General features: G+C 63.6%; 28 protein-coding genes. 17 read left to right on the top strand and 11 right to left on the bottom strand.

From position 1 onward, the window contains the following. Position 1: 1 nt before the first annotated feature. The 10 genes from NKK47_RS01375 (at position 2) to NKK47_RS01330 (ending at position 7,759) form a co-directional block, all read left to right on the top strand. The gene (locus NKK47_RS01375) at positions 2 to 652 is read left to right on the top strand and encodes an amino acid ABC transporter permease (RefSeq protein ID WP_352574788.1); all 651 of its coding nucleotides are present in this window, start codon (positions 2 to 4) and stop codon (positions 650 to 652) included. 4 nt (positions 653 to 656) lie between these two features. Beyond that, positions 657 to 1,451, top strand: a complete 795-nt coding sequence (locus NKK47_RS01370) for an amino acid ABC transporter ATP-binding protein (protein ID WP_352574786.1) — start codon at positions 657 to 659, stop codon at positions 1,449 to 1,451. 34 nt (positions 1,452 to 1,485) lie between these two features. Next, positions 1,486 to 1,947 carry a RidA family protein gene (locus NKK47_RS01365; protein WP_352574784.1) on the top strand — a complete coding sequence of 154 codons (462 nt, stop codon included), beginning with the start codon at positions 1,486 to 1,488 and terminating at the stop codon, positions 1,945 to 1,947. Positions 1,948 to 1,970: 23 nt separating this feature from the next. Beyond that, complete coding sequence (locus tag NKK47_RS01360; protein WP_031212142.1) at positions 1,971 to 3,176, top strand: aminotransferase class V-fold PLP-dependent enzyme; 1,206 nt, start codon at positions 1,971 to 1,973, stop codon at positions 3,174 to 3,176. A 165-nt stretch (positions 3,177 to 3,341) separates the two neighbouring features. Then, positions 3,342 to 4,289, top strand: a complete 948-nt coding sequence (locus NKK47_RS01355) for a metallophosphoesterase family protein (RefSeq protein WP_023678472.1) — start codon at positions 3,342 to 3,344, stop codon at positions 4,287 to 4,289. Positions 4,290 to 4,405: 116 nt separating this feature from the next. After that, the gene (locus NKK47_RS01350) at positions 4,406 to 4,648 is read left to right on the top strand and encodes a cupredoxin domain-containing protein (RefSeq protein WP_502904968.1); all 243 of its coding nucleotides are present in this window, start codon (positions 4,406 to 4,408) and stop codon (positions 4,646 to 4,648) included. A gap of 25 nt (positions 4,649 to 4,673) precedes the next feature. Further along, a complete protein-coding gene (locus NKK47_RS01345) occupies positions 4,674 to 5,234 on the top strand; it encodes a sigma-70 family RNA polymerase sigma factor (RefSeq protein ID WP_352574780.1) in 561 nt (186 codons plus the stop codon). Then, the gene (locus NKK47_RS01340; RefSeq protein ID WP_352574778.1) at positions 5,231 to 6,064 is read left to right on the top strand and encodes an anti-sigma factor family protein; all 834 of its coding nucleotides are present in this window, start codon (positions 5,231 to 5,233) and stop codon (positions 6,062 to 6,064) included. The genes NKK47_RS01345 and NKK47_RS01340 overlap by 4 nt, the downstream gene beginning before the upstream one ends. A gap of 124 nt (positions 6,065 to 6,188) precedes the next feature. After that, positions 6,189 to 6,686, top strand: coding sequence for a 5-(carboxyamino)imidazole ribonucleotide mutase (gene purE, locus NKK47_RS01335; protein ID WP_023678468.1), 498 nt, complete (start codon positions 6,189 to 6,191; stop codon positions 6,684 to 6,686). Continuing rightward, entirely contained in the window at positions 6,683 to 7,759 is a 1,077-nt protein-coding gene (locus NKK47_RS01330) for a 5-(carboxyamino)imidazole ribonucleotide synthase (RefSeq protein WP_352574776.1), read from the top strand. The genes purE and NKK47_RS01330 overlap by 4 nt, the downstream gene beginning before the upstream one ends. A 92-nt stretch (positions 7,760 to 7,851) precedes the next feature. Here the strand turns inward: NKK47_RS01330 and NKK47_RS01325 are convergent, their stop codons facing one another. After that, the gene (locus NKK47_RS01325; RefSeq protein WP_352574774.1) at positions 7,852 to 8,274 is read right to left on the bottom strand and encodes a lysozyme inhibitor LprI family protein; all 423 of its coding nucleotides are present in this window, start codon (positions 8,272 to 8,274) and stop codon (positions 7,852 to 7,854) included. 235 nt (positions 8,275 to 8,509) lie between these two features. Here NKK47_RS01325 and ykgO point away from each other — a divergent pair, with 235 nt between their 5' ends. Both ykgO and NKK47_RS01315 read left to right on the top strand, forming a co-directional pair. Beyond that, positions 8,510 to 8,635: a type B 50S ribosomal protein L36 gene (gene ykgO, locus NKK47_RS01320; protein WP_006203764.1), complete on the top strand. Its 126-nt coding sequence runs from the start codon at positions 8,510 to 8,512 to the stop codon at positions 8,633 to 8,635. A 94-nt stretch (positions 8,636 to 8,729) separates the two neighbouring features. Beyond that, positions 8,730 to 9,329, top strand: a complete 600-nt coding sequence (locus NKK47_RS01315) for a tetratricopeptide repeat protein (RefSeq protein ID WP_352574772.1) — start codon at positions 8,730 to 8,732, stop codon at positions 9,327 to 9,329. 134 nt (positions 9,330 to 9,463) lie between these two features. Here NKK47_RS01315 and NKK47_RS01310 read toward each other — a convergent pair whose 3' ends face one another. The 3 genes from NKK47_RS01310 to NKK47_RS01300 form a co-directional block, all read right to left on the bottom strand. Further along, positions 9,464 to 10,546 carry an NAD(P)H-dependent flavin oxidoreductase gene (locus tag NKK47_RS01310; RefSeq protein ID WP_352574770.1) on the bottom strand — a complete coding sequence of 361 codons (1,083 nt, stop codon included), beginning with the start codon at positions 10,544 to 10,546 and terminating at the stop codon, positions 9,464 to 9,466. A 215-nt stretch (positions 10,547 to 10,761) separates the two neighbouring features. Continuing rightward, positions 10,762 to 12,192 (bottom strand): pyruvate kinase, encoded by a 1,431-nt coding sequence (gene pyk / locus NKK47_RS01305; protein WP_352452495.1) that lies wholly within the window; start codon positions 12,190 to 12,192, stop codon positions 10,762 to 10,764. After that, positions 12,189 to 12,635: a DUF1036 domain-containing protein gene (locus tag NKK47_RS01300; RefSeq protein ID WP_502894514.1), complete on the bottom strand. Its 447-nt coding sequence runs from the start codon at positions 12,633 to 12,635 to the stop codon at positions 12,189 to 12,191. Before NKK47_RS01300 ends, pyk begins: the two co-directional genes overlap by 4 nt. 285 nt (positions 12,636 to 12,920) lie before the next feature. Between NKK47_RS01300 and NKK47_RS01295 the strand changes: the two genes are divergently transcribed. The 4 genes from NKK47_RS01295 to NKK47_RS01280 all read left to right on the top strand — a co-directional run bounded on the left by NKK47_RS01295 (position 12,921) and on the right by NKK47_RS01280 (position 15,906). After that, positions 12,921 to 13,718 carry an N-formylglutamate amidohydrolase gene (locus NKK47_RS01295; protein ID WP_352574768.1) on the top strand — a complete coding sequence of 266 codons (798 nt, stop codon included), beginning with the start codon at positions 12,921 to 12,923 and terminating at the stop codon, positions 13,716 to 13,718. A 26-nt stretch (positions 13,719 to 13,744) separates the two neighbouring features. Continuing rightward, the gene (locus NKK47_RS01290; RefSeq protein WP_352574766.1) at positions 13,745 to 14,053 is read left to right on the top strand and encodes a DUF1244 domain-containing protein; all 309 of its coding nucleotides are present in this window, start codon (positions 13,745 to 13,747) and stop codon (positions 14,051 to 14,053) included. A 63-nt stretch (positions 14,054 to 14,116) separates the two neighbouring features. Beyond that, positions 14,117 to 14,578 carry a cupin domain-containing protein gene (locus tag NKK47_RS01285; protein WP_352574764.1) on the top strand — a complete coding sequence of 154 codons (462 nt, stop codon included), beginning with the start codon at positions 14,117 to 14,119 and terminating at the stop codon, positions 14,576 to 14,578. A gap of 146 nt (positions 14,579 to 14,724) precedes the next feature. Next, a complete protein-coding gene (locus NKK47_RS01280) occupies positions 14,725 to 15,906 on the top strand; it encodes an MFS transporter (RefSeq protein WP_352574762.1) in 1,182 nt (393 codons plus the stop codon). Here NKK47_RS01280 and NKK47_RS01275 read toward each other — a convergent pair. Beyond that, positions 15,864 to 16,775, bottom strand: coding sequence for a LysR family transcriptional regulator (locus NKK47_RS01275; protein WP_352572004.1), 912 nt, complete (start codon positions 16,773 to 16,775; stop codon positions 15,864 to 15,866). The two genes, NKK47_RS01280 and NKK47_RS01275, sit on opposite strands and share 43 nt — an antisense overlap. Before the next feature lie 93 nt (positions 16,776 to 16,868). On the opposite strand from NKK47_RS01275, the gene NKK47_RS01270 reads away from it, so the two are divergent. Further along, the gene (locus NKK47_RS01270) at positions 16,869 to 17,840 is read left to right on the top strand and encodes an SDR family oxidoreductase (RefSeq protein ID WP_352574760.1); all 972 of its coding nucleotides are present in this window, start codon (positions 16,869 to 16,871) and stop codon (positions 17,838 to 17,840) included. A 53-nt stretch (positions 17,841 to 17,893) separates the two neighbouring features. On the opposite strand, the gene NKK47_RS01265 is transcribed toward NKK47_RS01270, so the two are convergent. The 6 genes from NKK47_RS01265 to NKK47_RS01240 form a co-directional block, all read right to left on the bottom strand. Beyond that, complete coding sequence (locus NKK47_RS01265; RefSeq protein WP_023678456.1) at positions 17,894 to 18,052, bottom strand: DUF3309 family protein; 159 nt, start codon at positions 18,050 to 18,052, stop codon at positions 17,894 to 17,896. Positions 18,053 to 18,151: 99 nt separating this feature from the next. After that, entirely contained in the window at positions 18,152 to 21,328 is a 3,177-nt protein-coding gene (locus tag NKK47_RS01260) for an efflux RND transporter permease subunit (protein WP_352574759.1), read from the bottom strand. A gap of 2 nt (positions 21,329 to 21,330) precedes the next feature. Beyond that, a complete protein-coding gene (locus NKK47_RS01255; protein WP_023678454.1) occupies positions 21,331 to 22,542 on the bottom strand; it encodes an efflux RND transporter periplasmic adaptor subunit in 1,212 nt (403 codons plus the stop codon). 279 nt (positions 22,543 to 22,821) lie between these two features. Further along, entirely contained in the window at positions 22,822 to 23,952 is a 1,131-nt protein-coding gene (locus NKK47_RS01250) for a patatin-like phospholipase family protein (RefSeq protein ID WP_023678453.1), read from the bottom strand. A 26-nt stretch (positions 23,953 to 23,978) separates the two neighbouring features. Continuing rightward, positions 23,979 to 24,761: a 3-hydroxybutyrate dehydrogenase gene (locus NKK47_RS01245; RefSeq protein WP_023678452.1), complete on the bottom strand. Its 783-nt coding sequence runs from the start codon at positions 24,759 to 24,761 to the stop codon at positions 23,979 to 23,981. 184 nt (positions 24,762 to 24,945) lie between these two features. Beyond that, complete coding sequence (locus NKK47_RS01240; protein ID WP_352574757.1) at positions 24,946 to 26,034, bottom strand: citrate synthase/methylcitrate synthase; 1,089 nt, start codon at positions 26,032 to 26,034, stop codon at positions 24,946 to 24,948. Positions 26,035 to 26,039: the final 5 nt, after the last annotated feature.

The raw sequence follows: 26,039 nt of genomic DNA, 5'->3' as shown, positions 1-26,039 counted from the left end.
CATGCTGAGCCAGATCATCTACGCCTTGCCGTTCCTCGCCGAAGGCTTTGCCGTAACCTTGTGGGTGTCGCTGCTGGTCGTGGTGTTATCGCTCATCGCCGGCGTGCTGATGGGCGTCGGCCTTGTCTATGGTCCTTTTCCGCTGCACTGGGCAGTGCGCATCTTCAGCGACACCATACGCGGCATTCCGATCCTGGTGCTGATCTTCTTCGTCTATTACGGCCTGCCCGCGGTGGGGCTGCATCTGGAATCCTTTTGGGCGGCCGTGTTCGCCCTCACCCTCTTCAAGACCGCGCAAGTCGTCGAGTATCTCAGGGGCGCCGTCGGCTCGATTCCCAAGGGTCAGTCCGAGGCGGCGATGGCGATCGGACTGACCTTTCGCCAGCGGCTGGCCTACGTCATTTTTCCGCAGGCGTTCAGGCGCTTCCTGCCACCCTGGATCAATGGCGTCACCGACGCGGTGAAGGGCAGCGCGCTGGTCTCGCTGCTCGGCATCACCGACCTCATGCAGGCAATCAACCAGGTCATCGGCCGCACCTATGAGGCGATGCCACTCTACATTCTCGGTGCGCTCGTCTACTTCGCCGTCAACTACGCCCTCTCCTTGGCCAGCCGGCGCCTGGAGCGGCGTTTCTCCTTCATCCGGGAATAGCACGATGTCCAACGCCTCGCACCAGAATCCGGCACTTCTCGATGTCACCGAGGTTTCCAAAGCCTTTGGATCCGTCGAGGTCCTGCGCTCCGTCAGCCTGCAAGTGACACGCGGCGAGGTCGTGACTATCATCGGCCCCTCCGGCAGCGGCAAGACCACGCTACTGCGCTGCGTCAACTTCCTGGAGAGCTACGACAGCGGCTCGATCCGTATCGACGGCAAAGAAGTCGGCTATCGCGGGACGGGAACACGCCAGCGACGCAGCGAGCGCGACCTGGCGGCGATGCGAGCCGAGACCGGAATGGTGTTCCAGAGCTTCAATCTGTTTCCGCATTTGACTGCGGCCGGCAACATCATGCTTGGCCTGCGCAAGGTGCGCGGCAAGAGCAATGCCGAGGCCCGCACCATTGCCGAGCACTGGCTCGGCCGCGTAGGCCTCGCCCACAAAGCCGACAGTCTGCCGGCCGAGCTTTCCGGCGGCCAGCAGCAGCGCGTCGGCATCGCCCGCGCCGTGGCGATGGAGCCGAAGATATTGCTTCTCGACGAGATAACCTCGGCGCTCGACCCCGAACTGGTTGGCGAGGTGCTCGAGGTCGTGCGCAGCCTCGCCGAAGACGGCATGACGATGCTGATGGTCACGCATGAAATGGCTTTTGCGCGCGACGCATCGAGCCGCATCGTTTTCATGGCGGATGGCGGCGTCAGTGCCGTCGGACCACCCGCCGAGATTCTGGCGGCGGGGTTCGACAATGAACGCCTTCGCAGTTTCCTGGCGCGGTTTCGCGCCTCGCATTTTTGACATCGGACGGCGAAAGCTGTCGCAAGGAGCTTTTATGACGCCTTACATCCGGCTCGCGGAATTGGGCCTGACACTGCCCGAGCCGCCGAAGCCCATCGCCAACTTCGTCACCTATGCCGAGAGCGGACGGCTGATCTTCCTCTCCGGCCAGGGGCCGTTGCGCGCCGATGGCGCGCTCTGCACCGGCAAGGTCGGAGAGGATGTCAGCGTTGAAGAGGCTTACGGGCATGCGCGTCTGACCGGCCTGAACCTGCTCGCCGTCATGCATGCGGCGGCCGGCGACCTCGGCCGCATCGTGCGCGTCGTCAAGCTGCTTGGCTTTGTCAATGCGACGCCGACATTCGGCGAGCACCCCAAGGTGGTGAACGGCTGTTCCGATCTTTTCGCGGCCGTCTTTGATACGCTTGGCGGACATGCCCGTTCCGCGATCGGTGTCGGCTCGCTGCCGGGCAACATCACAGTTGAAATCGAGGCGGTCGTCGAGATCGCCGCCTGAAATCTTAAACAGGATCTACAGAGATGACGACCTATGCCGCTGACCGTTCCAACACGACAATCCGCGAACGGCTTGGCCTTCGCCCAATCATCAATGTCTCCGGCACGATGACGGCACTCGGTGCTTCGATCATCGTGCCAGAAGCGATTGCCGCAATGTCGGAAATGGCCTCGCAATGGGTCGAGATGGACGATCTGCAGCGCGCCGCAAGTAGGGTGATTGCACGCCTTACCGGCGGCGAGGCCGGCTTCATCACCGCATGCTGCGCCAGCGGCATAACAATGGCGATTGCCGGCGCGATGACCGGGACCAGCCTTCTTGCGATCGAGCGGCTGCCGGACGACACCGAGGGCCTCAAATCGGAGGTCATCGTTCAGCTTGGTCACATCGTCAATTATGGCGCGCCGATCGACCAGTCGATCCGGCTTGCCGGAGCCAAGGCAGTGCCTGCCGGCACGGTCAGCGTCACCCAGGATTATCATGTTGCCGAGGCGATCCGGGACCGGACGGCGGCAGCCCTCTACGTCGTTGCGCACCACACCGTGCAATACGGCATGCTCTCGCTTGAGGAGTTCTGCGAGATTTGCCACGCCAAGGGCGTGCCGGTGATCGTCGACGCCGCCTCGGAATACGATTTGCGTGGCTTTCTGGCGCGCGGCGCCGACATTGTTGTCTACAGCGGGCACAAATTTCTCTCAGGGCCGACAAGCGGCATCGTTGCCGGCCGCAAGGATCTGGTACGGGCCGCCTATCTTCAGAACCGGGGCGTTGCGCGCGCCATGAAGGTCGGCAAGGAGAGCATTGCCGGCACTATGGCGGCCCTGGAAGCCTGGGAGCGGCGCGACCATGCCGGCATTCGCCAGCGGGAAGACGCCGCACTGCATCTGTGGCAAACCGCATTGCAGGGCCTGCCTGGCATCGAGGCACGTATCATTCCAGATCCGACCGGAAATCCTCTCGACCGCCTGCAGGTGTTTGTTGCGCCGGAAAGCCGCTTCACCGCCGCCGGCCTCGCCTCGGCGCTTGCGGCGGGTTCGCCGCCCGTGATCGTGCGCAACCACGAGGTCGAGCGCGGTCACTTCTTCCTTGATCCGTGCAATCTCCATCCCGGCGAGGCGGAGATCGTTGCCGAACGCCTGCGAGCGGTGTTGAGTGCTGCCGATCGGCCCGCGGATGCGATGAAACCCGCTCGCAAGCAGTCCGCCGGAGCGCTGCGCTGGCCGGACTAGACATCGCCAGAGCGTGGTCGAGCCAGTGCCTTCCAGCGCCGGCTTCGCATCGGGCCAGTGCGCCATCACGGCAGTGTGAATGAACTTTTAGTCTTCGGGCGGAATAAACCACCCCGCCCATTGGTCTCCCAAACAGACGCCATTTCCGGCGTGCAGGAGACCGGTATGACCCACCACCACGACAATGAAGCTGACGGCATCAGCCGCCGTCATGCACTGGAATGCATGATCTGGGCCGGCACGGGAGTGCTGTGGACAATTTCGGCCGGCGTGCCGGTTTCGCTCAGCCTGCTCGGTGCGTCGCAAGCCGCCGAGGCCTTGGCCACCGGCTTCACTTTCCTCCAGATCTCCGACAGCCACATCGGCTTCGACAAGGCTGCCAACCCGCACGCCATCGACACGCTGAAGGAGGCCATCGGCAAGATCCAGGCGTTGCCGCAAAAGCCCGCTTTCATGATCCACACCGGCGACATCACCCATTTGTCGAAAGCCGCGCAGTTCGACAACGCTGCCCAGATCATCGGCGGCGCAGGCTTCGACGTGCATTATGTGCCCGGTGAGCACGACCTGATCGATGACGGCAATGGCCAGGCCTATCTCGACCGCTACGGCAAGGGCACCAAGGGCGCTGGCTGGTATTCGTTCGACCAGAACGGCGTCCATTTCATCGGCCTGGTCAACGTCGTCAACCTGAAGGCTGGCGGGCTGGGCAATCTCGGCGCCGACCAGTTGGCATGGTTGGCCGATGATCTGAAGGCGGTCACCGCCTCGACGCCAATCGTCGTCTTTGCCCACATCCCGCTATGGGCTGTTTATCCCGAATGGGGCTGGGGCACCGACGACGCGGCGCAGGCCTTGGCCCTGCTCAAGCGGTTCGGCTCTGTCACCGTACTCAACGGCCATATCCACCAGATCATGCAGAAGGTCGAAGGCAACGTTACCTTTCATACCGCGCGCTCGACCGCTTTCCCGCAACCGGCGCCGGGCACCGCAGCCTCACCCGGGCCGATGACGGTACCTGCCGGCCAGTTGCGCAGCCTGCTCGGCACAAGCAGCGTGACAGTCAAGCAAGGCGGGCAGGACCTCGCCATCATCGACAGCACGCTGGCCTGAGGGGAAATGCGATGATCCGCTCCCCATCCCGCGTCTTGGTCGTATCCCCTGTCACGTTCGGTTTGGCGGCGATCCTGATAATGGTTGCCATGCCACTGAACGCAGCAGACCTGCCAATGGTCAAGATCGAGAACTTTGCCTTCACACCGGCGGTGCTGACGGTAAAGCAGGGCACTACCGTGACCTTCGAGAATGACGACGACATCCCGCATCTGGTGGTCGCCAACGATGTCTCGTTTCGCTCCAAGGCGCTTGACACCGGTGACACATATGCCTTCACCTTCACCAAAGTGGGCGACTATGCCTATTTCTGCGGGCTTCACCCGCACATGCAGGGCAGGATCACCGTCGCTCCGTGAGGATTTTCGGAAGGTTCTGCCCGGGATGCCGGGCGATGCGACGGTGTTGAACCAAGAGGCCGCGACCGAGCGCTTTCGCGAGGTGGTTCTGCCCCATCTCGCGGATGCGCTTGCGCTTGCCCGCTGGCTGACCGGCAACGCCGCCGACGCGGAGGATGTGGTGCAGGAGGCCTGTTTGAAGGCGCATGCGGGCATCGCCGGCTATGCCGGCGGCAATGCGCGCGCCTGGCTGCTGGCGATCGTGCGCAACGCCTCTTACTCCTGGCTGGCGCGCAACCGGCCGCGCAGTATCGTCGCCGTCGGCGACCTGAGCGACCTCGATGACATGACGGCTGCATATGGCGCCGTCCTGCCAGATACGGCTAGTCCTGAGGCAAGCCTGATCGCCAAGGCCGACACGGCCGCACTCGAAGCGGCGATCGCCGCGCTGCCGCACCAATTTCGCGAGACTGTGGTGCTACGCGACATCAACGGCCTCAGCTATCGCGAGATCGCGACGCTGCTTGGCGTGCCGCTAGGCACGGTGATGTCGCGGCTGGCGAGGGCGCGCGGTCTGCTGATATCCCAACTTGGGAGGGCGCCATGAGCGCGCACAACGATGGACTGCCCGATGACCCGGCGGGCGTGGAACTGATGATCCATGCCTTGGTCGATGGCGAGCTCGACGCAGCAGCAGCATTGGCTGTCGAGCGACGCATCGCGGCCGATCCGGCGCTCGCCGCCGAGCATGCCCGCATCGCTGCGCTGCAGACGGTCGTCCGCGGGCTGCCGAGGCTCGATGTCCGTGAGGATTTCAAGGCTCGCATCGCTGCAATCGGGACAGCCGGTACGGAGAAAGTGCTGCCGGCGCCGGCGCCCGCCGCTCGAGTGCTGCCGGCGCACCGAGCGATGCACCGATTTGGCGCGTTCGACTGGCGCGCGCTGGCGGCGTCGATCATCGTCACCGCCGTGCTGGCCAGCGGCGCGACGCAATGGATGATGCTGAGCAGGGCCCCCGACAGCTTTGCTGCCGCGGTCGCCAGCGGCCACCGCCGCAGCCTGCTGGCCGCCAGCCCGGTGGACGTCGTGTCATCGGACCGGCATACGGTCAAACCTTGGCTCGATGGCAGGGTCGGCCTGTCGCCGCCGGCACCTGACCTTGCCAATGACGGCTTCGCATTGCTCGGTGGCCGGGTCGAGGTGATCGCCGGCCAGCCAGTGCCGGCACTGGTCTACCGGCACCGCGAGCACTTGATCACTCTCGTCGCCGCGCCCGAGGAAACCGGCTCGACAGCCGGACCGGTCGATCTTTCTGCCGGTGGCTTCTCGCTGGTCCACTGGAGCGACAGTGCCTTTTCGTACTGGGCGATTTCCGATACCGAACGGCCTGAACTCGACGACTTCGTCAACCGCTTCCGAGCAGCGGCCGCCCCATGACAGACCGCCCCTATCCATTTGCGGAGCGACAGAAACGTCACAAGCCGCTTTGCCGTTTGCGGCCATCCTTGCGGCTCCCCTCGATTTCCGCTAATGCGCGCCTTTGCCGCCGGGGAGCAGAAGCTTGGACGATCATCGCGCCGACGTCGCCATCATTATGGGCAGCCAGTCCGACTGGGCGACGATGCGCCATGCCGCCGAGACGCTGGAGGCGCTGGGCATTCCGCACAAGCGGCTGATCGTCTCGGCCCACCGCACGCCCGACCGGCTCTATGACTTCGCCAAGGGCGCCAAGGCGGCCGGCTACAAGGTGATCATCGCCGGTGCCGGCGGTGCGGCGCATCTGCCCGGCATGACGGCGGCGATGACGCCGCTACCGGTGTTCGGCGTGCCGGTGGAATCGAAGACGCTGTCCGGCCAGGATTCGCTGCTTTCGATCGTGCAGATGCCGGCCGGCATTCCGGTCGGCACTTTGGCCATCGGCAAGGCCGGCGCTGCCAACGCTGCCCTTCTGGCCGCCGCGGTGCTGGCGCTGAGCGACGAAAAGCTCGCCGCCCGGCTGGATAGCTGGCGCGCCGCGCAGACCGCCAAGGTGGCCGCCGAGCCCACGGACGCGCCGTGAGCCTGCCGGCGGGATCGAGCATCGGTATCATCGGCGGCGGCCAGCTTGGCCGCATGCTGGCGATGGCCGCGGCCCGCCTCGGCTACCGCATCGTCGTGCTGGAGCCGCAGCCGGATTGCCCGGCGGCACAGGTCGCCAACCGGCAGATCGTCGCCGCCTATGACGACGCGGCCGCGCTTAGCGAGCTGGCTGCGGCCAGTGCCGTCGTTACTTATGAATTCGAGAACGTACCGGTCGCGGCCGCCGCGGCACTTGCCTCTACGGTGCCGGTCTATCCGCCGGCACGCGCACTGGAAGTGGCGCAGGACCGGCTGGCGGAAAAGAAATTCCTCAACGGCATCGGCATACCGACCGCGGATTTCAGCCCCGTCGACAATGACGAGGAACTGACGGCTGCGCTGAAACAGTTCAACGGCAGCGGCATATTGAAGACGCGCCGCATGGGCTATGACGGCAAGGGCCAGCGTGTCTTCCGCAACATGGAAACAGGCGGCTTTGCCGGCACTTGCGAGGCGATGGGCACCGTGCCGTTGATCCTGGAATCCTTCGTCACCTTCGAGCGCGAGATTTCGGTGATCGCCGCCCGCGGCATCGACGGTTCGCTCGCCGCCTACGATCCGGCCTGGAATGTCCATCGCAACGGTATTCTGCACAGCTCGACGCTGCCGGCCGGGGTGAAGTCCGAGACGGCGGCTGCGGCTCAAGCGGCGGCGGCCGAGATACTCGCGGCGCTCGACTATGTCGGTGTCATCGGCGTCGAATTCTTTGTCCTCGCCGACGGTTCGCCGCTGGCCAACGAGATCGCGCCGCGCGTCCATAATTCCGGCCACTGGACGGAGGCCGCCTGCACCATCTCGCAATTCGAACAGCATATTCGAGCCGTCGCCGGCCTGCCGCTGGGAAGTCCCGCCCGGCAGTTCGACTGCGTCATGGAAAACCTGATCGGCGACGATGTCAGGCGCGTTCCTGATCTGCTCGCCGAGCCCGATCTGATGCTGCACCTCTATGGCAAGGCCGAGGCGCGGCCCGGCCGCAAGATGGGCCATTTTACGCGCGTGAGCCGCCGCAGCTAGAGCATGATCCCGAACCGAAGGTCCGCGCTAGCGAAAAGTGGAATCCGGTTTTCGGAAAAGATCATGCTCAAACACAAAGTTAGAACCTACGCTTACTGGATTTCGCCGCTCTCGTCCTCGTCGGGGCTGGCGCAGCTCACATCGCCTTCCGCGCAGGTCGAATCGGCGGTGAGCTGTTTGGTGCGATCGTCGGTCAGCCGCGTCAGGCATTCCGATATCAGCATCGGATAGATCGAGCCGCCTTCGCTGTCCGCGGCGGAATAGCTGCATTCCGCGTCGCGAAAAGCGATCCAGGCGCGCTGCGCCGTCTGCAACAGCTTCCTGGCTTTTGCGTCACTTCCGCCGATGAGATCCCGGTAGGCCTTGTTGAGCTTGGCGTCGGCGGATTTGTAGTCCGCGTCGGCGCAGATGTTCATCATCTGCTGGCTGTCGTCGTTGCGGTCGCATTCCTGCGCATAGGCAACAGAACCTGCCGCGAGGACGACAAGACAGGCGGACACAAGAATTCGGCGCATGACGATCTCCAATTCGCAACCGCATCATTCCAGCCGTCTCAACCCTGCGCAACGCCGCAAGACGCCAGTGGCGGATATTTGATGATACGAAACGGTCCGTATCGTTTAGGCAACGCGCTTGCGGTTGACACGGGCAACGCTCCTCGTCTATGAGCCACGCACAGTTCAAAGGCGCGTCTGTGGGCGCGCCTTAATAATTCGGCCCGTGACCGGGCCCAGACCGACGGGCAAGACCATGAAAATCAAGAATTCGCTTAAGGCGTTGAAGGCGCGTCACCGCGACAACCAGCTGGTTCGTCGCAAGGGCCGCATCTACATCATCAACAAGACCGCGCCGCGCTACAAGGCGCGCCAGGGTTGAGTTTTCGACGGAGGCTGCGCGCCTCCGTTCGCATGATACGACTCTCACGCTAAATTCAGTTTGACGATCCGGCGTCGGGGGCTAGATTCCCGCGATGCGGATTCTTTTTGCATTTTTCACGGCTTTCCTCGTTTCCGGCGCTGTCTCGCTGCCGGCGTGGGCTGAAGATCCGACCACAACTCCGCCGACAGCACCTCCGGTCGTCAAGACGAAACAGGCGCGGCTCGATCAGCTGTTTGCCGATCTCAAGCGCGAACGCAACGAAAAGGCGGCCGAGCGCATCGCCGGACGGATCGGCAGCGAGTGGTCCCAGTCGGGCAGCGCCTCTATCGACCTGATGATGCAATGGTCGCAGAAGGCGATCGAAAACCAGAAATTCGATGTTGCACTCGATTTCCTCGATCAGGTGGTGACTTTGCAGCCGACCTATGCGGAAGGCTGGAACCGGCGCGCCACTGTTCATTTCGTGATGAAGAACTACGGGAAGTCGATGGCGGACATCGACCGCACCCTGCAGCTCGAACCACGCCATTTCGGCGCGCTTTCGGGCCTGGCTCAGATCATGGCCGAAACCGGCCACAAGCAGTCGGCACTTGAGGCCTGGCAGCGCGTGCTCGGCATCTACCCAATGATGCGCAGCGCCCAGGACCAGGTCGCCGCACTTTCCGAGGAGCTTGCCGGCGAAGGCATTTGAGACCAGTAAGGGAGTAGGGGAATAGGGGAGTAAGGTAGTATGTGAGAGGTGCAGATTGCACTGCGGAACACATGCGCCCTACTCCCCTACTCCCCTACTCCCCTACTCCCCTACTCCCCTACTCCCCTACTCCCCTACTCCCCTACTCCCCTATAGGCCCGATCTATGCCGTTTGCTTCCGTGACGAGTTTCTCCACAAGGGCGGCGGCCGGCATCTCCCGCAGCTTCGCAACGCCCTGCCCGGCCCAAGTGGGCAAGAAGTCAGCCCGCTTGCTTTCATCCTTTGCCATCGAAAGCGGCATGACCAGACTCGCCTGCAGCGGAAACGCCAACGCTGCATCTTCCTCACCAGCCATTTCCATCACAAACCGGTTGCGCACCACGCGCGCTGGGCGGCCAGTGAAGCAGCGAGTCACCGACGTGCTCTCGTCGTTGGCCGAGCGCAATGCTGCGCGATAGACTGGCTGCACATTGGCTTCAGGACAGGCCAGGAAAGCCGTGCCGATCTGCACACCAGATGCACCAAGTGCAAAGCTGGCAGCAATGCCGCGACCGTCGAAGATACCGCCAGCGGCAATTACAGGCACCCGCACGGCATCAACAATCTGCGGTACGAGTGCCATAGTGCCGGCTGTGCCGATAGCAGGGTCGCCAGTGAATGTGCCGCGATGCCCACCCGCCTCGTATCCCTGGGCGACAATGGCGTCCACCCCTCCTGCCTCAAGCTGGCGCGCTTCCGAGACGGTGGTGGCCGAACACAAGACAGTACAGCCGGCCGCCTTCAACTGCTGCACAATTGCGGTGTCGGGTAGACCGAAGTGGAAGCTGACCACCTTGGGGCGCAGCTCGAGCACAATTTCGAGACGCTCACGATCGAAGGTGGGGAAGGGCTCGCCCGGCTCGGGCACCGGTCCGAGGCCGACCTCCTCATAGCAGCCGCAAAGGCGGTCTCGCATACTTTGGGCTGCCGCATCATCGTGTATCGGCGCCGGGTGCGCAAAGAAGTTGACGTTGATCGGACGATTGGTGGCGTGCTGTGTCGCCGTGAGCTGCTCGCGGATAGCCGCCGCAGGCAGAATGCCGCATGCGAGCGAGCCAAGTGCCCCGGCATTGCTGACTGCTGCCGCCAGTTCCGGCGTGGTGATGCCGCTCATCGGCGCCTGGATTATCGGGTGCTCAATGCCGAGGAGTTCCAGAAGATCAGTGCGCATCCACATTGGATCACCCTCCTCTTTCTCCCTGGATAGATTACCTTAACTGACTTCCAGCTCAAGTCGGATAGGGCCTTCGAACCGCTTCACGGCCGGTCACAGGCTGATGCAAGCTGGCGGAGTTCGGCGTCTATCCTAACCCGACTGCCGTCGATGCGCCCGGCTGGCGCCGTGTCTACGACGCGCCATGCAGCCGGCCTATCCGGCAGCCGCGGCCGACATTAGCGGCCGACTTCCGATCCGACATAGGCGATGCGCAGCATGTTGGTCGAACCGGGCGTCCTGAGCGGCACGCCGGCCGTGATGATGACGCGGTCGCCGGGCTTGCCGAAACCTTCGTCGAAGGCGATGCGGCAGGCGCGATCGACCATGTCGTCGAGGTCGATGGCATCGGGAGAAACGACGCAATGCGTGCCCCACAACAGCGACAGCCGCCGCGCCGTGTTGAGGATCGGCGACAGTGCGACGATCGGCACTTGCGGCCGCTCACGCGCGGCGCGCAGGCCGGTTGTACCCGAGGCCGTGTAGGTGATGATGGCCGACAGCTTCAGCGTCTCGGCGATCTCGCGGGCAGCAAGCGAAATGGCGTCGGCGCCGGTCGCTTCCGGTTCCGAGCGCTGCGCGTTGATGATGCCGGCATAGGTCGGGTCGGTTTCGACCTTGGTGGCGATCCGGTTCATCATCGCCACCGCTTCGACCGGGTAGGCGCCGGCGGCGGACTCCGCCGAAAGCATGATCGCGTCGGCGCCTTCAAACACGGCGATCGAGACGTCCGAGACTTCGGCGCGGGTCGGCACCGGCGCGGTGATCATCGATTCCAGCATCTGCGTGGCAACTACCACAGGCTTGCCGGCGCGGCGGGCGGCGCGGGTGATCTGCTTCTGAATGCCAGGCACGGCTTCGAGAGGCATCTCGACGCCGAGATCGCCGCGGGCGACCATCAGCGCATCCGAAAGCTCGATGATCTCGGCCAGCCGGGCGACGGCCTGCGGCTTTTCGATCTTGGCCATGATCAGTGCCCGGCCGCGTGCGATCTTGCGCGCCTCGGCCAGGTCCTCGGGCCGCTGCACGAAGGACAGCGCCACCCAGTCGACGCCGGTCGCCAGAACCGCGTCGAGATCCCGGCGGTCCTTTTCCGTCAGCGCGCCGACCGGCAGGTCGGTGTCGGGCAGGCTGACGCCCTTCTTGTCGGAAATGGTGGTGCCGGCGACGACGGTGCAGACGATCGCCTTGCCGTTGCTGCTGACCGCCTTGAGCTCGAGCTTGCCGTCGTCGATCAGCAGGCGATGACCAGCCTCGACCGAACGCAGGATTTCGGGATGCGGCAGGTAGACCCTCGTCGAATTGCCGGGCTCCGGATTGTCATCGAGCGTAAAGGTCTGGCCGACGGTCAGCACCTCTTTGCCGTTGGCGAATTTGCCGACGCGCAGCTTTGGCCCTTGCAGGTCGGCGAGAACGCCGATCGGCCGGCCGACCGCCTCCTCGACGGCACGAATGCGGCCGACAAGCGTACGCATCAATTCATGGTCGGTGTGGCTCATATTGATGCGGAACACGTCGGCGCCGGCTTCGAACAGCTTCTTCAGCATCTCCTCGGACGAGGAGGCCGGACCGATGGTGGCGAGGATCTTGACCTTGCGGCTGCGTCTCATTGACTGTTTGTTCCCGGGGCGGCTGGAGCGCCATCCGTTGCGGGCTCGTCAGTCAGCTGGACCATCCAGCTTGCCTGCTCGCCCGTGTCATATTCCTGGAATCCGGCGCGCTGAAAGCCCCGGGCGACGCAATCGGTAACGCCGGCGATCTTGAACTCTTTTTCGGCCACGCACATGTTGATCGGGCCATCCCAGCGTCCGCCGCGCTCGGCGTCTTCTGCATAAAGATAGTAAAACCTTGATGACAACGGTCCCTCGATCAGCGTCTTGCAGCTCGATCCTTCGATGTGCCACCAGCCTTCGGTGATCCAGCCGGCTTTGGCGCGATAGCCGATGCCGACACCGACCAGGTTCTGCGTGGCGTTGCAGACCCGGAAATCGGCCCGTGCCGGCGAGGCCGAAATCACCGCGAAAAGACCCATGGCCGGTACCAGGAGCGGCATGGCCAAGGCGTGGCGCACACGCAGCCTGCCGGCGAAACCCATCCTGAAACCCCTCAAGAACCACATTTGCATCTCTCAACGCCCCTTTTCGGAAAAGTCGGTACGCATGTCAACGCGCCGATCTGTCCAATTCCAATCGATTTAGAAGGCTCTGGCGCGCTTGCGGTCGCCCCTGCTCAGTTTTTTGGCAGAAACCGTGGCCAAACAACGGCATTGCGCAAGCGTTCTCTTCGTGGAATGACGATACCACCTCCCCGAAAGCCAGCGAACAGACCTTTCCCGCCAATGACCCGATCCACAGTTTTCGCGCCTTTCGATATCGTCGAAGGCGATCGCAAGCGCGGCATGGTGCTTCTGGCCGATCACGCCCGCCGCGACCTGCCGGAGGAGTATGGCAGTCTCGGCCTGCCGGCGGCGGAGTTCGACCGCCACATCGCCTACGACATCGGCGTCGAGACTGTAACCCGCGAACTCGCAAGTCTGCTCGGCGTTCCGGCGGTGCTTGCCAATTTTTCGCGACTGCTGATCGACCCCAATCGCGGCGAAGACGATCCAACGCTGATTCGCCAGCTCTATGACGGCACCGTCATCCCGGGAAATTATCCCATGGCCCCGGAGGAGCGCGAAAGACGGCTGGGCCGCTTTTACCGCCCCTATCATGATGCCGTCGGCGCCATGATCGCCTCTGTGGCGCGAGCATCCGCGCGGGCACCCTTCATCTTTTCGGTGCATTCCTTCACACCGACCATGCAGGGATTCGTGCGGCCGTGGCACGTCGGCATATTGTGGGACCTGGACGACCGCGTTGCGCGGCCGCTGATCGACATGCTCGCCGAGGACAAAAGCCTCATCGTCGGCGACAACGAACCCTATGACGGCGCACTGCGCGGCGATACCATGTTCAGGCACGCCATCGTCAACGGCTTTGCCCATGCGCTGCTCGAGGTCCGCCAGGACCTGATCGCCGACCGCAAGGGTGCCCTCGCCTGGGCCGAACGGCTGGCGCCGATCGTTGACGCGATAGATCGACGTGCCGATATACATGCGGTGAAAATATTCGGCTCGCGCACCGGGCCGGTATGATGAGGCCCAAGGGAGGCCAACATGACATGACCGAACTCAGCGAAGAACAAAAGCGCGATTTCGAAGCCGCTGCCTTCCGCCGGCTGGTCGCGCATCTGCGCGAGCGTTCCGACGTACAGAACATCGACCTGATGAACCTCGCCGGCTTCTGCCGCAACTGCCTGTCCAACTGGTACCGCGACGCGGCGCAAGCCGAGGGTGTCGAACTCAGCAAGGACCGGTCGCGCGAAATCATCTACGGCATGCCCTATGCCGAGTGGCAGGCCCTGAACCAGATCGAGGCCTCCGACGCCAAGAAGGCCGAGTTCGAGGCAAGGCGCCCCAGGGACCACTAGGGTCACAATCCATCGCGCTGAACGACCTTCACGAATGGTTTGCCGCCAAATGGGAGGACTGCCGTGCCTAAGATTGACGTTGCCGACGTGCCCGGACGCAAGGGCTCATCCTATCCACCGCCGTTCGATGCACCCTGTGCCGAACGCGTGCGGCAGCGGCTAGGCAACGCAGGCGGGCTCACCGACTTCGGCATCAATCTCATGCGCCTGCCGCCGGGCAACTGGTCGAGCCAGCGCCACTGGCATTCGCACGAAGACGAATTCGTCTACGTGCTTGAAGGCGAGCTGACGCTCGTCGAAGATGCCGGCGAGACGGTGCTGCGCGCCGGTGATTGCGCGGCCTTTCCGAGAGGATCAGGCAACGGCCATCACATGATCAATAAATCGGGCGCGATGGCGATCTATCTCGAAGTCGGTTCGCGCCGGCCCGACGACGTCGCCACCTGCTCCGACATCGACATGATGAGCACCAACGCTGACGGCCGGTTTGTGCACAAGGATGGCGCGCCTTATCCCGAGCCGTAGGGATTTCGGAGTGGACCGCCGAGGTGGTTGGCCGACGCGAGAGGACGTAGCGTCTGGTCCAAGCACTTTCGGCGAAGAGCGCTTGACTGTGAATTGAATCGATCTAATTTGCCGCGCAACGCCATTTCCGGACCGGATTCTACCCGATGGACGCGCAGAAAATCACGCAGATCGCGATTCGTGGACGCTGGGCAGTGGCCGGCATCTTCCTCGCCAACGGCTTCTTGACCGGCAGTTGGGCGCCGCAGATCCCGGTGTTCCTGACGCGACTCGACATTTCGAAGTTCACGCTCGGCTTGCTGATTCTGTTGTTCGGTGCCGGCGCCGTCACTGCCATGACCTGGTGCGGCCATCTGATCTCGAAGCATGGCTCGCGCACGGTGCTGCGCTGGTTCGGACTTGCCGGCAGCTTCGGCCTTTTGGTTGTGGCTCTGGCCCCCAACGTGCCCCTTGCGGCCGTCGCGATGTTCATCTTCGGCGGTTCGATCGGCGGCATGGACGTCGCCATGAATGCCAATGCAGTGGCAGTTGAACGGCGGCTGTCCCGTGCCATCATGTCGTCCTCGCACGGCTTCTGGAGCCTTGGCGGTTTCGCCGGCGGCGCTTTGGGCGGTTTCGCCATCCAGAACTACGGTCACCTCGCCCATGCGACAGTGGTGACAGCTCTTGCCTTTGCCGTAATCGCCGTAGCGATCCGCTACCTGATCGCCGAGGACAAGCACCCGGTCGCCGAGCACCACAAATTCGCGCTGCCGGCAAACCCGCTGGTCTATCTGGTTGGGCTGATGGCGCTGCTGACGATGATCTCCGAAGGTGCGGTACTCGACTGGGCGGCGCTGTATCTCAGGCAGGAGCTCGGCGCCGATCTTGCCGTCGCAGGCCTGGCCTATGCCGCCTTTTCCGGAGTCATGGCCGTCATGCGCTTCCTCGGCGATGGCGTCCGCAACCGTTTCGGTCCCGTTACGACGTTGCGCGCCTCGGCCCTTGCCGCTGCTGCCGGCATGCTGGTGGCCGGGCTGGCTCCCTCGCCTTGGCTGGCCATTGCCGCCTTCGCCTTTTGCGGCCTCGGCATTGCCAACATGGTGCCGATCATTTTTTCGGCCGGCGGCAACCAGGAAGGCATGGCGTCCGGCACAGGCATGAGCGTCGTCACAACAATGGGTTACTCAGGCATTCTGGTGGCGCCGTCGGCGATCGGCTTCGTCGCCGAGTACTCGAGCTTCGGCCCGATCTTCGTCGCACTGTCCGGGCTGCTGGTCGTCGTGCTGTTGATGGCCGGCCTCGCTCACCGCGCCGAATTCGCTGCCGAGCCTGCACCGGCTGAATAGCGCTTGAACTCTTCGTAGAGGAAATCCGCGACGCGGCGGATGCGGACGCTGGTACGCACGTCGCGGTGCATGGCCAGCCACACCGGCAGCGTCGGCAGCGGGAGACCCGGCAGCACTGTCTCGACCAGCGGATCACGGTCGGCGAGCGGCTCCTGGCCAAAGCCGATGCCGTTTCCCGCCCGCACCGCTTCCCACAGCACGATCTGATTATCGGTCCTGAAGCGGAAGGCATTGCGGGCGAGCGGGACGCCGAACTGGGCAAAGCCGCGAATGATCTCGTCGCTGCGGTCGAAGCCGACCAGATCATGGCCGGCAAGATCGCGGGCCTCGCGCGGACGGCCACGCCGGTCCAGATAGGATTTTGCCGCGCAGGCGCGGAGCGGAATGTCGGTCACCTTGCGCGCGACCAGTTCATTCTGCGCCGGCTTGACCATGCGAATGGCGATATCGGCGTCGCGACGCAGCAGATTCTCGACCTGGTTCGAGGCGACGATCTCGACCTCGATGCCCGGCTCCTCGAACCCAAGCCTCGCTGTGATTTCCGGCAGCACATAGGCCGCCACCACTTCGCTGGCGGCAATGCGCACCGTACCCTCTATCGCCTCGACCGATCCCAGCGCCAGCAGCGAAAAGGCGCTCGCCTGCTCGCTCACCGCGCGGCCCCGTTCAAAGAGCGTGCTGCCCGCTTCCGTGAGCGCGTAGCCACGCCGCCCGCGCCGGAAGAGCGTGACACCGAGCGCCTGTTCCAGCTCGGTGATGTGGCGGCCGAGCGTCGGCTGGCTCGCGGCAAGTTTTCGCGCGGCGGCCGACAGGCTGCCGGTCTCCGCCACGGTGACGAAACTCTTGATCAGGTTCCAGTCAATATCCATCCAAAATTGAATATCATATCGCCAGCTTTAGTCAATTTCCATTCGTTTGCGAAGAAATCACATTGGGGTCATACGCAAACATGGAGACAAACAATGACCACGATCGCAATTCTCGGCGCCAATGGCCGCCTCGGCCGCACGGTCGCCAAGGCCTTCCTCGATGCCGGCTACGATGTCCGTGCCATCACCCGCAGCGGCAAGGTGCCGGCCGAGCTCAAAGGCGCTACGGCGATCGCCGGCGACGCGCTCGACCGTGCTGCGCTGATCCGCGCGACCGAAGGCGTCGATATCATTTTCAACGGCCTCAACCCGCTCTACACCGACTGGAGCAAATGCCTGCCGATGGCCGAGAATGTGATGGCTGCCTGCCGGGCGAACGGCGCACTGCATCTCTTCCCGGGCACCGTCTACAATTACGGCTCGCAGATGCCGGCGGTGATAGCCGAAGACACGCCGTTTCGCCCGACGACGGAAAAGGGCCGTATCCGCGTCGCCATGGAGGACCTGTTTCGCCGTGAGGCTGATGCAGGTCGAGTGCGCACGATTCTGCTGCGCGCTGGTGATTTCTTCGGCGGCACCGGCAGCGGATCGTGGTTCGATCTGGTTGTTGCCGCCAAGATGACCAAGGGCGTCTATACCGCCCCCGGGCCGGTCGATCTCGTGCATGAATGGGCCTATCTGCCCGACCTGGCCAAGACCTTCGTCGGGCTGGCTGACAATCTCGACAAGCTCGGCTTCTACGAGGCGCTGAACTTTCCCGGTCATGCGGTGACCGACCTGCAGATCAAGGCGGCCGCGGAGAAGGCGCTCGGGCGCTCGCTGAAACTGACGTCGATGCCGTGGTGGGTGCTGCGTGCCGGCGGCCCGTTCGTGGCGATGTGGCGCGAGATCGTTTCGATGTCCTATCTCCGCTTCGAGCCGCACCGGCTGGTTTCAGGCAGGCTGGAAAGCGTTATCGGTACGATCCCGCACACGCCGCTGGAAGATGCAGTGTCGGAAGCGCTTGAGGATATCGCCATCGCCACGATCAAGACGACGCAAAAAGCTGCCCAACAAGGAACTTAAAAAAGGCGGATGGCCTGATGGTCATCCGCCGCTGTTCGGGAGGAAGGTTGCGCTCAGATCCGGCCCATCAACAGCAGCACCAGGACAACGATCAGGATGACGCCGACGATGCCGGATGGTCCGTAACCCCAGGACCGGGAATGCGGCCACGCCGGAACCGCGCCGATCAGAATAAGAATAAGGATAATGATGAGAATGGTGCTGATCGTCATCAGAAAATCCTCGCTTTGAGGTTGCAATGACGGAACAATGCAGAAGGCCGCCCATTGTTCCCGGGCGGCCTTTGCTTGATCAGGACGGCGATCCGGACTCTATTCGGCGGCCTTCGGGAAGGCGATCGCCGGTTCGGCGCCCAGATCGGCGTCCAGGCCTTTCGACGGGATTTCGGCCTTGCGACGCCCGAACAGGCGGCTGAACCAGCCCCGACGCGCGCCGGGTTTGATCTTGGCACGAGTGAATACCATCAGCATCGACGGCGTCACCACCAGCGTCAGCACGGTGGCGAAGGACAGCCCGAAGACGATCGCCGAGGACAGCGAAATCCACCATTGCGTCGACGGCGCGTTGATCGTCGTCTCGTGATGAAAGATTTCGAGGCCGAGGCCGAAGGCGATCGGCAGCACGCCGAGGATCGCCGACACCGCCGTCAGCACCACCGGGCGGGCACGCTCGCGGCAGGTCTGCAGAACGGCTTCGTATTTGTCCCAGCCCTCTTCGCGCAACCGGTCATAGGTGTCGATCAGCACGATGTTGTTGTTCACCACCACCCCGGCCAGCGCGATGACACCGATGCCCGACATGACGATGCCGAATGCCTCTCCCGTCAGCAGCAGCCCGAGAAACACGCCGATCGTCGCCATGACCACGCAGGACAGCACCAGCCAGACGCTGGTGAACTTGTTGAACTGCGCCAGAAGCACGATGAAGATCAGGAAGATCGCCGCACCGAAGGCTTTGCTGAGGAAGGCACCAGCCTCCGCGCTGTCCTCATTCGAACCGGCAAGCTTCCAGCGAATGCCGCTGCCGAGGTTCATGTCGGCGACAGCTTTGGTGACCTCCTGCTGGACGGCAGCCACCTGGGCGCCGGCAGCGACGTTGGCCTGGACGACGACCGTTCGCGCACCGTCGATGCGGTTGAGGATACCGACCGTCGGCTCCGGCTTGCGCACGACGAAGTTCGAGATCGGCACCGAGCCTTGCGCGGTCTGCACCCTGAGTTCGTCGAGCGTCGACAGCGTGCGTCGATCCTCGGGCAGACGCAGTCTGATGTCGACCGCATCATCGGCGCCGGCGGGCCGGTACTCGCTGAGCTTCAGCCCGTTGGTCACCAATTGCACCACCGTCCCGACCGCGGTTGGGCTGATGCCGTACTGCGCCGCCTTGGCGCGATCGACTTCAAGCGCCCAGTCGACGCCGGGCGGCGCCAGGCCGTCGGAAATATCGATGACGCCGGGCACCTTGGCAATGCGCGCGGCGACCGCGCGGGCCTTGTCGTCAAGGCCCTTCGGATCTACGGCCGAAAGCCTGATCTGGATCGGCTTGCCGGTAGGCGGGCCGGCTTCCGGCACGCGAACCTCGACGTCGACACCGGGAATGCCGGCCATAACGCCGCGCAGTTCGTCCAGGATTGAGTTCGCCGATTTACGCTCGCGCCAGTCGACGAATTCGTACTGGATCACGCCAACCACGTCTTCCGGAACATCCTGGCCGCCGCCCTGCGTCTTGCCGACACGGGTATAGACAGACTTTACGCCCGGCCAGCCGAGCAGCCGGTTTTCCGCGGTCTTGGTGGCCGCGTCCATTTCGGCAAGCGAAAGATTGCCGCGGGCGTGGACATAGAGCAGGCCGTAGTCAGGCTCGACATTCGGGAAGAATTCGACGCCGGCACCGAATTTCGAATAGGCGTAGCCGACGCCGAACAACAGCGCCACAGTGAGGACAAGCACGGTGATGGGATAATGCACCGCCTGCTTGACCACGGCCATGTACCAGCCGTCGCGATTGTCGTCGGGGTGATGGGCCGGCGCCTTGGCAAATATCGCGCCCAGCGTCGGCGCGAAGACCAGCGCATAGAGCATCGAGGCCGAGAGCGTCACGATCAGCGTGATCGGCATGTATTTCATGAAGTCGCCGATGATGCCCGGCCAGAACAACAGCGGCGAGAAGGCGGCAATGCGCGTCATCGTCGCCGCGATGACCGGGCCGGCCATGCGCTTGGCGGCAAGCGCGAACGCTTGCTCCTTCGGCATGCCCTCGCTCATGCGGCGCTCGGCGAATTCGGTGACGATGATGGCGTCGTCGACCAGCATGCCGACCGCCAGGATGAGGCTGAACAGCACGATCATGTTGATCGTGTAGCCCATCATTGCCAGCAACAGGATGCCGATCAGGAAGGATGAGGGGATGGCCAATCCGATCAGCAGCGAGGCACGGCCAGACAGCGCGTAGAGAATGACGATGAACACCAGGATCACGGCGATCATCACGTGGTTCTGCAAATCGCCGAGCAACTGGTTCACGAAGACGGACTTGTCTTGCGTGTAGGTGACGTGCATGCCCTCCGGCATCGTCTTGATGAAGGCGTCGGACACCTCCCTGACCTTGCCAATCGTATCGATCAGGTTGGAGCCGATGCGCTTCTTCACCTCGATGGCGATCGCCGGCTTGCCGTCGAGGCGGGTGACCGTCTCGGCGTCCTTGAATGTGGAACGGATGGTGGCAATGTCCTTGGCCTGCACCACCGCATTGGGGCCGGCGACGACCGGAAGCGCCGCCACATCCTCCGGTGTCTCGATAAGCGAGGGCACCTTGACCGCGTATTTGCCCTCGGATCCTTCGATGTTGCCGGCGGCGACAAGACTGTTGGAAGCGCCGACCGCACCGATCAACTGGTCGAGCTGCAGCCCGTAGGAAGACAGCTTCATCGGATCGATGACCACTTCGACGAGGTCGTCGCGCGCACCCTGCAGCGAGCCCTCGAGCACGCCAGGCACTTCCTCGATGCGGTCGCGCAGCTCGCGCGCCGCCGCCGTCAGCACGCGCTCGGGCACCTCGCCCGACAGCGTCACGACCAGGACGGGGAACTCGGAGATATTGACCTCGGAGACCACGGGCTCCTCAGCCGCTTGCGGCAGGTCGGCCTTGCCGTCCTGCACCTTGCTGCGTGTGTCCTGCAGCGCGGTGGCGAGATCCGTCTGTGGCTGGAATTCGACCAGCACATAACCGCCGCCCTGGAAGGCGGCCGAGCGCATCTCCTTGAGGCCTTTCAGGCTCTTCAGCTTGGCTTCCATCGGCCGCAGCAGGAGGCGCTCGGAGTCTTCCGGCGAGATGCCCTGGTAGATCAGGCTGACATACATCATCGGAATCGGAACGTCCGGTTCCGCTTCCTTCGGCGTCGACTGGTAGGCGACCGCACCGGCAAGGATGAGAAAGACCAGGACCGCAATGGTCAGCCGGGCATTGCTGATAGCAAGTTTGACGATGTCCATGATTACTGCGTCCCGGCCGTCGCTTCGCCCAACAGCTTTTGGATGGTCGCCTGGTCGGCTGCGACCGGCTTGACCACCTCGCCTTCCTTCACCAGCTCCTGGCCGGCGACGATGATGCGGGCGTCGGCCGCAATGCCGCCGAGCACCAGGCCGGTTGGCGTGTCGTCGACCAGATCGATCGGGAAGAACACGACCTTGTCATCCTTGTCGACGGCGCGGATGCCGAGGTCGCCCTTGTCGCCGAGCGTCACCACCGAGCGCGGCAGCATCACGGCGTCGGTCGGCTGGGCGCTGAGCGCGATTTCTGCCGTCATGCCGGCCGGTACGGACCCATCGGCATTGGGGATAGCGACTTCAACCCGAAAGGTACGGGTTGCCGAAGATGCATCCCGGCTGATGTAGCGCACCGTACCCTTGACGGTCTGGCCACTGACCAGGCGCACATTGGCTTCGTCACCGATCTTCAGATAGCCGAGATCGCGTTCGCTGACTTCGCCGCGTGCGATCACCGGATCGAGCTTGAGAATGGTCGCCACCTCGCCGCCCTGCATCACGGAACTGCCAAGCTCCACCGGCACCCGGTCGATGACGCCGTCGAAGGGCGCCTTCACCTCGTTGCGGTCGAGCTCGGCTTGCGCTGCGTCCAGTTGCGACTTGGCCAGCGTCAGGTTGGAGCGGGTTGTATCGAGCTGCAACTTGGGCAGATTGCCGGTTTTCATCAGCCGCAGGGCAGCTGCCAGCTCTGCCTCACGTTGCACGACAAGCTGCTTGGCGTTGTCGACCGCCGAGATTTTTTCCTCGGCGGCAAGCATCAGGATCAGGTCGCCGGTCTTGACGTGCTGGCCCTGCTTGACCGGCAGCTTGTCGATGACGCCGGCGACGCGTGTCGCCAGGACGGCGCGCTTGTCGGCTTCGGTCAGTCCCGAAATGCGGATAGCGCGTGCATAGGTGCGCCGCGGCGGGGTTATGACCGCGACCGTGCGCAACGGCGCCTTGGGCTGTTCCGCCTCGGCAGTCCCCGGTTTGGCAGCCCCCTGTTCGCCAGCTTGGGGCTTGCCTGCGTCGGCTGCCTTGGGCTGCTCGACCTCTCCTGCCTTGGGCTTGTTGTCGGCGGACGCGCTGCCGACGGACGAGAACTCGCCTGTCGCCATCCAGCCGGCGAACCCGATGAGCACAACAATGGCTGCAAGCTTGTGAAACCTGAATTTCGGCATCGTCATTTTTCCAGTGCGCGGGGTTCGGCCAGGCCGCATCTTCTACTTGGGGCGCGTCGCCGATATGGGTGCGCGCGAGGCCGTATTCAAATTGCCGTGATCGGCGAAGCGCGCTTCTACCTCAAAGTTGCAGCGCAATATAGTCAGAAAAGTTGATGGGTTGTTGCTTTGTCCGCAAAGATGCGGCTGCAGCATCGGCTGTTGATCGCCAAAACAGCGGTATGGCAGCAAGTGTCAGGATGATTGACGGATTGCGAATGCCATCTGCTTGCGAAGCAGCTAGGCCGGACGGCGGGCGGCCTCGGGCTGCTTGCGCGCCGCAAGAAATTCCTTGACCCGCCGGCCCGGCGCCGGCCCGGTCACCGGCTTCAAGCCGTCGTCGAGTTCGCCGGACAGATCGATCGTCGGCCGCTTGCCGACGGCGTCATAATTTTCTTCCAGCCAATCACTGGCTGCGGTGCGGCCGAGGTCGCGCAGATAGGCAAGGAACGCCCATTCGGCATTGACCTTGGACGATGCCGACAGATCCTTGAACGCTTCGTCGGCATCGATGCGGTGCATGCGGATGTCGCGATATTCGCCGTGCGGCAATCGGCCGGCGGCGATCAGTTCCTTGACGAAGGCGATCGAGCGGAATTCGCGCAACAGCCCGGCATTGAAGGTGATCTCGTCGATGCGGTTCTGGATCTCATTGGCGCTCTTCGGCGTTCCCTCGCGGACCACCGGATTGATCTGCACCAAAAGCACGTCCTCGGTGGCCGCCGTCTTGAAGAACGGGAACAGTGCCGGGTTGCCGCCATAACCGCCATCCCAATAGGGCACGCCCTTGATCTCGACGGCACGGAACAATTGCGGCAAGCAGGCCGACGCCATCACCGTGTCGAGGTCGATCTCGCCGTCCGAGAAGACCCGCAACTGGCCGGTCTCGACATTGGTAGCGGAAATGAACAGTTCCATCGACTTGCAGGCGCGCACATTGTCGAAATCGATCTCACGTTCGACCACGTCGCGCAGCGGATTGATGGCGAGCGGATTGGCGACATAGGGCGAAAATACCCGAGACATCGTATCGAACAGGAAATAGCCGGGCGTGTTCTCGATCGACCAATTGCCCCAGGCGACGTCCCAAGGCATGCGCTGTACCGGGCTGAAGCGGCCCTTTGCCGCCACCGCACGCCAGAAATCGTCGAGCTTCCGCCGCGCGCCCTCGACACCGCCGCGGACAAAGCCGTCGGCCAGCGCCACGGCATTCATGGCGCCGGCGCTGGTGCCCGAAACCGCCGTTATGTCGAGGCGCCCGTCCTCGAGCAGCCGATCGAGCACGCCCCAGGAAAACGCCCCGTGCGAACCGCCGCCTTGCAGCGCGACATTGATCTTCTTTGGCTCTTCCGCCTTGCCATTTTTCGGCATGGCGTGGCCCTTGACCGCTGGAAGCCTCACTGAGCGGTCCAGCCGCCATCGACAGAGATGTGCGCGCCGTTGATCTGCGCCGCCGCATCCGAGCATAGGAACACCGCGGCCGCCGCAACCTGCTCGACGGTGACGAACTCCTTGGTCGGTTGCTTTTCGAGCATTACCTCACGGACCACCGTCTCGCGGTCCATCTTGTTGGCCTTCATCTGGTCGGGGATCTGCGCCTCGACCAGCGGCGTCAACACATAGCCCGGACAAATGGCATTGCAGGTGATCTTGTCGCGCGCCAGTTCCAGGGCGACAGTCTTGGTCAAGCCCATAATGCCATGCTTGGCCGAGACATAGGCCGACTTGAACGGCGAGGCGACAAGGCCGTGGGCCGAGGCGACGTTGACGATCCGGCCGCCACCGGCCTGTTTCATCAACGGGATGGCGGCTGCGATGGTGTGGAAGGCCGATGACAGGTTAATGGCGATGATCGCATCCCACTTCTCGATCGGGAAGCTTTCCACCGGCGCGACATGCTGGATGCCGGCATTGTTGATCAGGATGTCGACCGAGCCGAATGCCTCGGCTGCCTTCGCCACCAAAGCCCGGCACTCGGCCGGCTTCGACATGTCGGCTTTGACATAGGCGGTCTTCACCTTGTGGTGCTTCGCGATCGCGTCTGCGATGGCGCGGTCGTCGGCGGTGTCGGAAAAGGAATTGACGACGACGTTGCAGCCTTCGGCCGCGAGCGCGTGGGCAATGGCCAGGCCGATGCCCGAGGTGGAACCGGTGACGATGGCGGTTTTTCTGGCGGTCAAGGCGGCTTTATTCCTTTCGAGGCGGGCTCCCGTGGAACCATGCTGCACTGCAGCATATAGGCTCTCTGTCACCCAAGAACAGCGGATGTGTGGAGCAATGACATGAAATTTTTGTCATGTAGACCTCTCTCGTCCCCTAAGAGAGGTCGTCGCCTCGTTTCGCAAAGCATGCGCTGAAAGCTCGTCAGGCGACGAGGTCCGGCACCGTCCCGATATAGCGCGACTGCGGCCGGATCAGCCGTCCGCTCGTTTGCTGCTCGCGCGCATGGGCAATCCAGCCGGCGACGCGCCCGGCAGCAAAGACATTGGTGAACGCCTCTTTCGGAAAGCCCGCCGCTTCCAGCAGGAGCGCTGTGAAGAACTCGACGTTGGTCTGGAGCGAGCGTGACGGCTTGGCGATGCGGAGCACTTCGAGCGCCGCCTGCTCCACGCTTTCGGCGAAGGCCAGCCGGTGGCCGCTTTCGCCCTCGGCGCCGAGCTGCCGCACCACCGCTTTCAGCACGTCGGCACGCGGATCGCGCACACGGTAGATGCGATCGCCGAAGCCCATGATGCGGCGGCCACGCGCGATCTCGCCACGCAGCCAGCCGGCGGCGTCGCCATGCGCCTCGATCGCATCCAGCATCTCGATCACCGGACCTGGCGCGCCGCCATGCAGCGGCCCCTTGAGCGCTCCGAGCCCGGCCAGCACCGCCGAAGTAAGCCCGGCCTGCGTCGAAGCGACCACGCGCGCGGCGAAGGTCGATGCGTTGAGGCCGTGGTCGCAAACCGTCACGAGATAGGCATCGAGCGCCTTCGCCAATTTAGGCGAGGCCACAATGCCGGTCAGCATCCGCAGCATGTCGGCTGCATGATCGGCCTTGCTATCGGGCGCAATCGGGCTTTCGCCGCGCTGCAAGCGCAGCAAGGCCGGCGTCAGCACGGCAGGTGCCGCAACCAGCCGCAGCGCGTCCGACAATTTGTCACCATCCGGCAGCAGGGCAATACCGGCGCGCATCGCGCTGTAGATATCGACGGATGCGAGAAACGGCAGCAAGGGTTTGATCTGCTCGAACACTTCGCTGCGCGCCCGACCGATCGCGTTCGCCAGCTCCCTGCCGTCGGGAAGATCGTCGAAAAAGCCGTCGAACAGCAGATGAACCACCTCGGCATATTTCCAGCGGCCTGCCAGTTCGGGCAACGAATGGCCCCGGATGGTCAGGCGGCCACCAAGACCGTCAACATCGGAGAGCACCGTTTCCGCCGCCACCACATCATCGAGCCCATTCGCCATTGGTT

It is taken from the genome of Mesorhizobium sp. M0019, from assembly GCF_040323975.1.
GTDB lineage: Bacteria > Pseudomonadota > Alphaproteobacteria > Rhizobiales > Rhizobiaceae > Mesorhizobium.
The sequence above is the reverse complement of the archived record's forward strand: the minus strand, read 5'-3'. Positions and strand labels throughout refer to the sequence as shown.